Genomic DNA, 1,541 nt, shown 5'->3' on the forward strand with positions numbered 1-1,541 from the left:
TGGGCTAGCGTATCAGTCATTGCTTTTGGTAGTTTGACGCGTAACTCACTTAGGTTAGAAATAACTTGTTGTACGCTTTCTTCGTCAAACTCTAGTGCTTTTGCTGCATCGTCAAATACGCCAAAGTAGTCAACAATACAGCCAAAGGTTTTATTAGGGTATAAACGGTTGGTACGACATATTGCTTGTAATAAGGTGTGGTCTTTGATCGACTTATCTAAATACATGGTTTGGCATATAGGTGAATCAAACCCGGTTAGCAGCTTTGCGGTAACAATAATAAATTTAAGCTCTGATTTTGCATCGTTAAATTCATCCACCAGCTTTTCTTGCTGGCTTTTGTCTACGCCCCATTTTTGCTTAAACTCATAGTCATCGTTCGCGCTGGTGGATATAACCACCTTGCTTGCCGCTTCATCAAAGTGCTTATCGAGCTCTTCTTTATATTGCACACAAGCATAACGGTCTGGTGTAACTATCATGGCTTTGAAACCATGTGGCTCCACTTTATCCATAAAGTGAATAGCAATGTCTTCAACTATTTTTTCTACACGCTCAGGAGATTTTAAAAACGCTGACATTTTTGCTGATTTTTGATTAAGCGCATCAGCTACTTCATCAGTTAGCGCAGCGCTTTCTTTAAAGTCTTTAAAGGCTTTATCGAGTGCTTCTTTATCTACATGCACATCTACCAAACGTGGCTCGAAGTGCAGTGGTAAGGTTGCTTCATCACGAATAGAGTCATGAAAGGTATAGCGGCTCATATAGCCGCCTTTATCTTCCTCAGCGCCAAAGGCCCAAAAGGTATTTTTATCGGCTTTGTTTACGGGCGTACCGGTTAAACCAAATAAAAAGGCATTAGGTAAAGCGGCGCGCATTTGGCGGCCCAAATCCCCTTCTTGGGTTCTGTGGGCTTCATCCACTAATACGATGATGTTTTCACGCTCATTCATATTAGGCTTGGCATCACGGAACTTGTGGATCATTGAGATAATAATTTTACGCGTATCTCGTTCTAGCATTTGTTGTAATTCTTTAATGCTATCGGTTGATTCTACATTAGCAACATCAGCAGCATTAAAAGTGCCGCTTATTTGCGTATCTAAATCGGTTCTATCAACCAGTACAATAACGGTGGGGCTTTTAAGCTGTGCAGCACGGCGAAGTTTTTGCGCGGCAAACACCATGAGTAATGATTTACCCGAGCCTTGAAAGTGCCAAATTAAGCCTTTTTTAACTTTACCCTCAATCACACGCTGAACAATTTTATTCGCGCCTTCATATTGCTGAAAACGCGGTATTACTTTAATGCGCTGCTTCTTTTTATTGGTAGTAAACAATGAAAAGTTACGCATTATATCGATCAAGCGCTCAGGGCTTAATAAATCGGTTAGCTCAGCTCCGACACCCGATAAACCAACAGCACGGGTTAACTGTGCATCTTCAACACGCCACGGAGCCCAAAACTCTAATGGGCAGCGTATTGCACCATAAAACAACTCACGTCCTTCGGTAGCAAACGACAAAATATTAGGCACAAA

Annotated in this window: 1 protein-coding gene; it reads right to left on the reverse strand. The window is 41.6% G+C overall.

What is annotated here, in order from left to right:
- The coding region (locus JIG37_RS09990) for an HsdR family type I site-specific deoxyribonuclease (protein WP_199529287.1) at nt 1-1,541 on the reverse strand (1,541 nt) is incomplete at both ends.

The sequence above is a fragment of the Pseudoalteromonas sp. bablab_jr010 genome (genome assembly GCF_016464105.1).
GTDB lineage: Bacteria > Pseudomonadota > Gammaproteobacteria > Enterobacterales > Alteromonadaceae > Pseudoalteromonas > Pseudoalteromonas simplex.